Raw genomic sequence first — 8,066 nt, 5'->3', positions numbered from 1 at the left:
CCGCCTACGCGAAGGATGGTGGTGGTGGTGGTGGTGGTGGTGGTGGTGGTAACGGCGGAGGCAATGGCGGCGGTAATGGCGGCGGTAATGGCGGCGGTAATGGCGGCGGTAACGGCGGCGGTAACGGTGGTGGTCATGGTGGCAGCGGTGGCCACGGTGGTTCTGGTCATTCCGGCGGCGTCAGCAATGGCCACGGCAATGGCTTGAGCAGTGATCACGCAGGCAAAGCTGTTCGCGACCGTGGCGTCAGTGGCAACCACTACGGTAGCGATCGTAACAGTGATCGCGGCCATGGTTCAGTGACTTCGGGCATCGCGAATTCCCGGGATACACGAGGAGTAACGAAGGCCTCTGCCATTTCGGCCTCTACGCCGGGTGATCATAATGTGAAAGGATTAAGCAGCGCTCGTACTTCGACTTCAAAAAGAATCGATTAAGTCCAAAGTTTCTCAAAAAGCCGGGTATCCATCAGGAGCCCGGCTTTTTTGCGCCCGCGATTTACCAATGGGGTCTGAAGTTGAAACACCCGGAATATTGGTCGCCCTGGCGGTGGTGATGTGCGGGTAATCAGCGGAGCCATGCACATGGGCAAATCCCCTCCGATGGGCTACTACTGTAGGGCTGTTTCAACTTCGTCTGTAAGGAGTATGTCGATGCTGGCTCACTGGTTTCTGGGGGCGATCCATCTCTTGGCCTTTGCGCTGGGTTTCTGGGCAGTACTGACCCGCGGCACGGCCTTGCGTCGTCTGACTGCCGGGGTAGGGGAGGCTCGCAGTGTTTTGATTGCAGACAATCTGTGGGGGATCTCTGCGGTCGTTCTGTTAATCACGGGAGGGGTGCGGGCCTTTGGTGGGTACGATAAAGGCACTGATTACTATCTCCACCAACCGCTGTTTCATCTCAAAATGACACTTTTCGTCTTCATTCTGTTGCTTGAAATTGCGCCAATGGTGGCGCTGATCAAATGGCGGATTGCGCTAGGGCGTGGGGCGGCAATCGATACCGGGCGCGCAACGCTGTTTGCCCGTATCAGTCATATCGAAGCGCTGCTGTTGGTGCTGATGGTCGTGGCCGCCACGGGAATGGCGCGCGGGGTAACGTTTGGTTAGCCGGGAAGGAGGAAGCTTTTTCTCGCAGTAATTTCGAAACGTCTGATGAGATGGGGCGGTAGTATCGGCTCCACGTTGAGACTGTTTCGCAAAGAGAGGCTGGCGCAGAGCGAAGCGGTGCCTGAATCTTTAGCCAGCCGTTATTCGAGGCTGAATGGGCTGGCTACTGACCACCGCAGGATTCAGGGTGTTTGCGGCTTGTCTGGGGCGGTCAGGCCAGCCTGAATACGTTGATAGATTTCTTCGCGATGCACCGCAACGTCTTTCGGGGCGTTGATGCCAATCCTGACTTGCTGGCCGCTAACGCCCAGAATGGTGATCGTAATATTGTCACCGATGTTTATGCTTTCACCGACTTTGCGGGTGAGTATCAGCATGGTTTTCTCCTTGATTGCTTGTGGGGCACCTGATTCGGACAGTGCAGAGGTCGGTATAGGTATAGATTAGTGCGAAGTCTCGCAGTTTGGGTGCCTCTTTCTGACGCGCAGATGCTGCATTAATTCCCAAGGTGTAACTATACAGAGGCCGCAACCATCATTCTCGTTGTTTTGCGCCAATTTTGCGGCGCTCGAGACGGATCCATGAGTGTTAAAATCGCGGCTTTCAGCATTCAGAGGGAAGCGTTGTGCGCAAAATGACCTTGGTAATCGCATTATTGACGCTGGTCGGGTGCGATGAGGGTAAGGAGGTTAACGCTCAAAAGCCGCAACCGGCAGTTACTTCCGCACCCGCGGCGACAACCGGTCCACAATGGGACGTCGAGGTGCGCGGCGAAACCCCCCAGGCAGTCAGCGACCTGAGCGGCTGGTTGATTGAGCATAGCTTCGTTTCCAACGTCATCAGGGAGAATGGAAAAGTTCGTATTCTGATCGGGCCGTTCAATTCGAAAACCGAGGCAGAAGCCAAGCAAGCTGAGGTGACGGCAGCGCTCACCCGGGCGAAAAAAAGGAACATCGAGTCACTGGTCGTTGAACACCCGACGGCTCAGTAATCGTCTGGGAGTTGATGGGCTACCGGCGCTACAACAAAAGTGGCGGTTAGAAACGAACAAAGGCCCCGGGTGTCATGCCCGAGGCCTTTGTCTTTTAAGCAGTCGGTCAGCCGCAGATTTTCATGTCTACCGGGCCGACAAACTCATTGCCGCGCCCCATTACGCACGCCACGCTCTGGTTGCGCTGACGTTCCCAGGCCTGTACCGGATAGGTCTTGTTCCAGGCTTCATACAGTTGCCGATCCTGTTTTGACAGGCGCAAACCGTACTGCTTGCTCATGTAGAAGTAAGTCCGGGCGATCATGCCGCGAATGGAAGGGCGGGGCATGACCTTCTTTGCCTTGAAGTCGACCTGTGTCAGGCATGAGCCGTATTGACCCGATTGCACGGGCAACCAGCCGAAGCTGAAGTTACTGCGATCGCCATTCACCTCGCCGATGCTCGGCACCAGATTGTGCAGATCGGCCTCGGCTTTCTGATAGGTCGGGTCGTACCGCGTGCAGTTCTTGCGACCGCCTTGTTGCCAGCACTCGCGCTGATGGCCGATCTGCCAGGCCGGGACAATGTGTTCCCACTCGATGCGCGAGGCGCGTTTGGCATTTTTACGCGGCACATAACCGCAGGCGGCGAGGTTTACGCGGTTGCCGGTGTATTTGCAGCCGCAATAAAACTCGGTGGATTGCGGTGCGTACAACTTCCACGCGACTTTCTTGGCTTCGTTAAAGGTGCGTGGAGCGCCAGCCTGGGCGCCGAGGGTGATGAGCAGAAACAGTAAAGCAAACCAGCGGACACTCATCGATTCAATCTTCCTTCGGCACAACCCAGAAAATCTGCACACCGCCATCGTCGCGATGGGCGAGGGTGACGTTGTCGTTCTCATCGATTTCTTCGAGCAAGCGTTCCCACTCATCCACAGGTTCGTCCGGAAGACGGAAGATCAGTGCTGCTTTGGCTTTCTGTGCGGTGGGGGAATTGATGATTTTCTGAACGCGCATACCCAGGCGTTCATAGGCGTCAGGAGAGGCAGAGGAAGTGGCCACGGAATTGTCCTTATTAAGCTGTACGTGCATACAGTATTTAACTGTAAGCATTTTCGCAACTGCTTAAAATTCAAGAAAATCCTCTGACAGTAGTTTTCTCCGTTTGGTGTAGGACGGTGGGAATTTTTTATCGGAAGAAGTGGTGAACCACTCACGAGGGGGCTTTTCAGGAGGCTTGATAAGAAGGGATTGGACACAGAGCAGGTCATTGACAAATCCCGACAGGGTTCGCATAGTTCGGTCTACGCAAACGTTTGCGCGACCTCCTTGATGGCTTGATCCATGAGGGTCAGAGCCCAGCGCAAAGCGTTGCTCAGAATAATCATAAGATCGGAGTGAACCCATGAAGCTACCATTCGCTGGACGTCTTCTCGCTGTCGCTATGCTGGCTGCCGTATCCGCCGCTTTGCCTATCTCTTCGGCTTTCGCCGACACTGAAAAACCTAAAGTCGCCCTGGTCATGAAATCCCTGGCCAATGAATTCTTCCTCACCATGGAAGATGGCGCCAAGGCTTACCAGAAAGACCATTCTGCCGATTTCGACCTGATCTCCAACGGCATCAAGGACGAAACGGACACGGCCGGCCAGACGCGTATCGTCGAGCAGATGATTCTGGCCAAGGTCAATGCGCTGGTCATTGCGCCAGCTGACTCCAAGGCTATGGTTCCGGTCATCAAGAAAGCGGTCGATGCCGGTATTACCGTGATCAACATCGACAACCAACTCGATCCAGCCGTCGTCAAAAGCAAAAACATAACGGTTCCGTTCGTAGGCCCGGATAACCGCAAAGGCGCGCGTCTGGTGGGTGAATACCTGGCCAAACAACTGAAGGCCGGCGATGAAGTCGGCATCATCGAAGGCGTGTCCACCACCACCAACGCTCAGCAGCGTACGGCGGGTTTCAAGGATGCGATGGAAGCGGCGCAGATCAAAGTCGTGTCCCTGCAGTCCGGCGATTGGGAAATCGACAAGGGCGGCAAGGTGGCCTCGTCGATGCTCAGCGAATACCCCAACATCAAGGCCCTATTGGCCGGCAACGACAGCATGGCCGTCGGCGCAGTATCTGCCGTGCGCGCGGCGGGCAAGGCCGGCAAGGTGCAAGTGGTCGGTTACGACAACATCAATGCCATCAAGCCAATGCTCAAGGATGGTCGCGTCCTGGCCACCGCTGACCAGTTTGCTGCGCGGCAAGCGGTGTTCGGCATCGAGACCGCGCTGAACATCATCAAAGGCGAGAAAGTCGATAGCGGCGCCAACGGCGTCATCGAAACTCCGGTAGAGCTGGTTACCCAGTAGTCTTTCTGGCGACACAACAGTGCTCGCCTCTTGGGGCGAGCACATGGAGAGTTTTTATGTCAGTTTGCACTCCGAACGCTGTCCTCTCGGTCAGCGGTATCGGTAAGACCTACGCCCAACCTGTCCTCACCGGCATCGACCTGACGCTGATGCGCGGCGAAGTGCTGGCGTTGACAGGTGAGAACGGCGCCGGCAAAAGCACCTTGTCGAAGATCATTGGTGGGCTGGTCACGCCGACCACTGGCCAGATGCAATTCCAGGGGCAGGATTACCGTCCCGGCAGCCGGAGCCAGGCCGAAGAGCTGGGCATCCGCATGGTCATGCAAGAGCTCAATCTGTTGCCGACGTTGTCGGTGGCAGAAAACCTGTTTCTCGACAACCTGCCCAGCCACGGCGGCTGGATCAGCCGCAAGCAACTGCGCAAGGCGGCGATCGAGGCCATGGCCCAGGTCGGCCTGGATGCCATCGATCCAGATACGTTGGTTGGCGAACTGGGTATCGGCCATCAGCAAATGGTGGAGATCGCCCGCAACCTGATCGGCGATTGCCACGTGCTGATCCTCGACGAGCCGACCGCGATGCTGACAGCTCGTGAAGTCGAAATGCTGTTCGAGCAGATCACTCGCCTGCAGGCTCGCGGCGTGTCGATCATCTACATTTCCCACCGTCTCGAAGAACTGGCAAGGGTGGCTCAGCGTATCGCGGTATTGCGCGACGGCAACCTCGTCTGTGTCGAGCCGATGGCCAATTACAACAGCGAACAACTGGTTACCCTGATGGTCGGCCGTGAATTGGGCGAGCACATCGACATGGGGCCGCGCAAGATTGGTGCGCCAGCCTTGACGGTCAAAGGGCTGACCCGTTCCGACAAAGTCCGCGATGTGTCCTTCCAGGTGCGCGCCGGCGAGATTTTCGGAATTTCCGGTTTGATCGGCGCAGGGCGCACCGAGTTGCTGCGCCTGATCTTCGGTGCCGATACAGCCGACAGCGGCACCGTCGCGCTGGGGGCGTCGGCTCAGGTGGTGAGTATTCGTTCGCCGGCCGACGCGGTCGGTCACGGCATTGCCCTGATCACCGAAGACCGCAAAGGCGAAGGCCTGCTGCTGACGCAATCGATCAGCGCCAACATTGCCTTGGGCAATATGCCGGTGATTTCCAGCGGTGGCTTCGTCAATAACGGTGACGAGATGTCTCTGGCCCAGCGTCAGATCAACGCCATGCGCATTCGCAGTTCCAGTCCGGCGCAATTGGTCTCGGAACTGTCCGGCGGCAATCAGCAGAAAGTCGTGATCGGCCGCTGGCTCGAGCGCGACTGCACGGTGATGCTGTTCGACGAGCCGACCCGTGGCATCGACGTCGGCGCCAAGTTCGATATCTACGCATTACTCGGTGAGTTGACCCGTCAGGGCAAAGCGCTGGTGGTGGTGTCCAGCGACCTGCGCGAACTGATGCTGATCTGTGATCGCATCGGTGTGCTGTCGGCAGGGCGTCTGATCGACACTTTCGAGCGTGACAACTGGACCCAGGATGATTTGCTTGCCGCCGCTTTCGCCGGCTACCAAAAACGTGATGCGTTGCTCAATGAAGCAGCGCCTAGGGATCTTCCATGAATACTGCATCTTTGGCCGGCAAACGTAGTGGCAACTTTTACGGCCTCGGCACTTATCTGGGCCTGGCCGGTGCCTTGTTGGCGATGGTCGCGCTGTTCTCGATCCTGAGCAGCCATTTCCTGTCTTACGACACCTTCAGCACGCTGGCCAACCAGATTCCCGATTTGATGGTGCTGGCGGTCGGCATGACCTTCGTATTGATCATCGGCGGTATCGATTTGTCGGTGGGATCGGTGCTTGCACTCGCGGCCTCGGCGGTCAGCGTGGCGATTCTCGGTTGGGGCTGGAGCGTCTTGCCTGCGGCCTTGCTCGGCATGGCGGTAGCGGCATTGGCCGGGACAATCACCGGTTCGATCACCGTGGCGTGGCGGATTCCGTCGTTCATCGTGTCCCTCGGCGTGCTGGAAATGGCGCGGGGCCTGGCGTACCAGATGACCGGTTCACGCACCGCCTACATCGGTGATGCCTTCGCCTGGCTGTCCAACCCGATCGCGTTTGGCATCTCGCCATCATTCATCATCGCCTTGCTGATTATCTTCATCGCCCAGGCTGTGCTGACGCGTACGGTGTTCGGTCGTTACCTGATCGGTATCGGCACCAACGAAGAGGCGGTGCGTCTGGCGGGGATCAATCCCAAACCGTACAAGATTCTGGTGTTCAGTCTGATGGGGCTGTTGGCCGGTATCGCTGCGTTGTTTCAAATTTCTCGCCTGGAAGCGGCGGACCCGAATGCCGGCTCCGGTCTGGAGTTGCAAGTGATCGCTGCGGTCGTGATCGGCGGTACCAGTCTGATGGGCGGGCGCGGTTCGGTCATCAGCACGTTCTTCGGCGTTCTTATCATCTCCGTTCTGGCAGCCGGTCTGGCGCAGATCGGCGCGACCGAACCAACCAAGCGCATCATCACCGGTGCAGTGATCGTGGTGGCGGTGGTGCTTGATACTTATCGCAGTCAGCGCGCAAGCCGGCGGACCTGAGCCATGGCAACAATCAAGGATGTAGCGGCACTCGCGGGCATTTCCTACACCACGGTTTCCCACGTGGTGAACAAGACACGGCCGGTCAGTGACGAAGTGCGGATCAAGGTCGAGGCTGCGATCAAAAGTCTCGACTACGTGCCCAGTGCCGTGGCTCGGTCGTTGAAAGCGAAAACCACCGCGACCATCGGCCTGCTGGTGCCTAACAGCCTCAACCCGTACTTCGCCGAGTTGGCCCGTGGCATCGAGGATTACTGCGAGCGCAACGGCTATTGCGTCATCCTCTGCAACTCCGACGACAACCCGGACAAGCAACGCAGCTACCTTCGCGTGTTGCTGGAAAAGCGCATTGACGGCTTGATCGTTGCCTCGGCTGGTGGTGACAGTGGCCTGGCCGAAGGTCTGGCGGGTGTGCGTACGCCAATGGTGATTGTCGACCGAGGGCTCGAAGGCGTTAATGCGGATCTGGTGCGCATCGATCACGAATATGGCGCCTATCTGGCGACCCGGCACTTGTTGGATCTGGGGCATCGGGACATCGCCACGATTGGTGGGCCGGCGAGTACCAGCGTGGCGCAGATGCGTCTGGCCGGTTATTGCCGCGCCTTGAAAGAGGCAGGTGTCGAAGTGCCGCGCGAGCGCATGCTGGAAAGCGACTTCACCAGCACCGGCGGCTACAACGCCGCCGCGATCCTGCTGGAAAAGAACCCGCCCAGCGCGATCTTCGCCGGTAACGACATGATTGGCATCGGTGTGTTGCGCGCCGCCGCCGAACGCAATATTCGGGTACCGACCGAGCTGTCGGTGATCGGCTTCGACGACATCCAGATGAGCCGTTACGTCTATCCGGCACTGACCACCGTGGGCCAGTCGATCCTGCAGCTTGGCGAGATGGCGGCCGAAGTGCTGTTGCGCAGGATTGCCACACCGGATCTGGTGACCGATCAACGCATCGTGACGCCCAGTATCGTCCTGCGCGAATCGACTGCGCCGCTGGCTGGTGTGTTTGCCCACTTCCGTTGAAAACAGACCGTCGCTAAACCAA

At 57.9% G+C, this 8,066-nt stretch carries 10 protein-coding genes; 7 read left to right on the top strand and 3 right to left on the bottom strand.

Features of this window, described 5'->3' with window-relative positions:
* A partial coding sequence (locus MEB48_RS03825) for a hypothetical protein (protein ID WP_237881974.1) occupies nucleotides 1–437 on the top strand: 437 nt, incomplete at its 5' end.
* A gap of 216 nt (nucleotides 438–653) precedes the next feature.
* Entirely contained in the window at nucleotides 654–1,109 is a 456-nt protein-coding gene (locus MEB48_RS03820) for a DUF2214 family protein (RefSeq protein ID WP_237881971.1), read from the top strand.
* A gap of 182 nt (nucleotides 1,110–1,291) precedes the next feature.
* On the opposite strand, the gene csrA is transcribed toward MEB48_RS03820, so the two are convergent.
* Complete coding sequence (gene csrA, locus MEB48_RS03815; RefSeq protein ID WP_007905913.1) at nucleotides 1,292–1,486, bottom strand: carbon storage regulator CsrA; 195 nt, start codon at nucleotides 1,484–1,486, stop codon at nucleotides 1,292–1,294.
* Nucleotides 1,487–1,734: 248 nt separating this feature from the next.
* On the opposite strand from csrA, the gene MEB48_RS03810 reads away from it, so the two are divergent.
* Nucleotides 1,735–2,100: an SPOR domain-containing protein gene (locus tag MEB48_RS03810; RefSeq protein WP_237881969.1), complete on the top strand. Its 366-nt coding sequence runs from the start codon at nucleotides 1,735–1,737 to the stop codon at nucleotides 2,098–2,100.
* A gap of 106 nt (nucleotides 2,101–2,206) precedes the next feature.
* Here MEB48_RS03810 and MEB48_RS03805 read toward each other — a convergent pair whose 3' ends face one another.
* Together MEB48_RS03805 and MEB48_RS03800 are read right to left on the bottom strand one after the other, a co-directional pair.
* Nucleotides 2,207–2,896, bottom strand: coding sequence for an endonuclease (locus tag MEB48_RS03805; RefSeq protein WP_237881967.1), 690 nt, complete (start codon nucleotides 2,894–2,896; stop codon nucleotides 2,207–2,209).
* Between the two features lie 4 nt (nucleotides 2,897–2,900).
* Nucleotides 2,901–3,191 (bottom strand): DUF1654 domain-containing protein, encoded by a 291-nt coding sequence (locus MEB48_RS03800; protein ID WP_237881965.1) that lies wholly within the window; start codon nucleotides 3,189–3,191, stop codon nucleotides 2,901–2,903.
* A 292-nt stretch (nucleotides 3,192–3,483) separates the two neighbouring features.
* On the opposite strand from MEB48_RS03800, the gene MEB48_RS03795 reads away from it, so the two are divergent.
* From MEB48_RS03795 to MEB48_RS03780, 4 genes are read left to right on the top strand one after another with little or no spacing between them, the layout of a single operon-like run.
* Nucleotides 3,484–4,437, top strand: a complete 954-nt coding sequence (locus MEB48_RS03795; protein ID WP_237881963.1) for a sugar ABC transporter substrate-binding protein — start codon at nucleotides 3,484–3,486, stop codon at nucleotides 4,435–4,437.
* Nucleotides 4,438–4,493: 56 nt separating this feature from the next.
* Nucleotides 4,494–6,047: a sugar ABC transporter ATP-binding protein gene (locus MEB48_RS03790; protein WP_237881961.1), complete on the top strand. Its 1,554-nt coding sequence runs from the start codon at nucleotides 4,494–4,496 to the stop codon at nucleotides 6,045–6,047.
* Nucleotides 6,044–7,021: an ABC transporter permease gene (locus MEB48_RS03785; protein WP_095052164.1), complete on the top strand. Its 978-nt coding sequence runs from the start codon at nucleotides 6,044–6,046 to the stop codon at nucleotides 7,019–7,021. Before MEB48_RS03790 ends, MEB48_RS03785 begins: the two co-directional genes overlap by 4 nt.
* Nucleotides 7,022–7,024: 3 nt before the next feature.
* Nucleotides 7,025–8,044, top strand: coding sequence for a LacI family DNA-binding transcriptional regulator (locus tag MEB48_RS03780; RefSeq protein WP_237881959.1), 1,020 nt, complete (start codon nucleotides 7,025–7,027; stop codon nucleotides 8,042–8,044).
* Nucleotides 8,045–8,066: the final 22 nt, after the last annotated feature.

The sequence above is a fragment of the Pseudomonas sp. PGPR40 genome, from assembly GCF_022014505.1.
Lineage (GTDB): Bacteria > Pseudomonadota > Gammaproteobacteria > Pseudomonadales > Pseudomonadaceae > Aquipseudomonas.
Note: the sequence above shows the minus strand (reverse complement) of the source record. Positions and strands in the feature narration are given on the sequence as shown.

Bases quoted from the DNA above. Each gene is read 5' to 3' on its own strand.
- MEB48_RS03820 (WP_237881971.1), top strand. From the start codon at position 654: ATGCTGGCTCACTGGTTTCTGGGGGCGATCCATCTCTTGGCCTTTGCG.
- csrA (WP_007905913.1), bottom strand. From the start codon at position 1,486: ATGCTGATACTCACCCGCAAAGTCGGTGAAAGCATAAACATCGGTGAC.
- MEB48_RS03805 (WP_237881967.1), bottom strand. From the start codon at position 2,896: ATGAGTGTCCGCTGGTTTGCTTTACTGTTTCTGCTCATCACCCTCGGC.
- MEB48_RS03800 (WP_237881965.1), bottom strand. From the start codon at position 3,191: ATGCTTACAGTTAAATACTGTATGCACGTACAGCTTAATAAGGACAAT.
- MEB48_RS03795 (WP_237881963.1), top strand. From the start codon at position 3,484: ATGAAGCTACCATTCGCTGGACGTCTTCTCGCTGTCGCTATGCTGGCT.
- MEB48_RS03790 (WP_237881961.1), top strand. From the start codon at position 4,494: ATGTCAGTTTGCACTCCGAACGCTGTCCTCTCGGTCAGCGGTATCGGT.
- MEB48_RS03785 (WP_095052164.1), top strand. From the start codon at position 6,044: ATGAATACTGCATCTTTGGCCGGCAAACGTAGTGGCAACTTTTACGGC.
- MEB48_RS03780 (WP_237881959.1), top strand. From the start codon at position 7,025: ATGGCAACAATCAAGGATGTAGCGGCACTCGCGGGCATTTCCTACACC.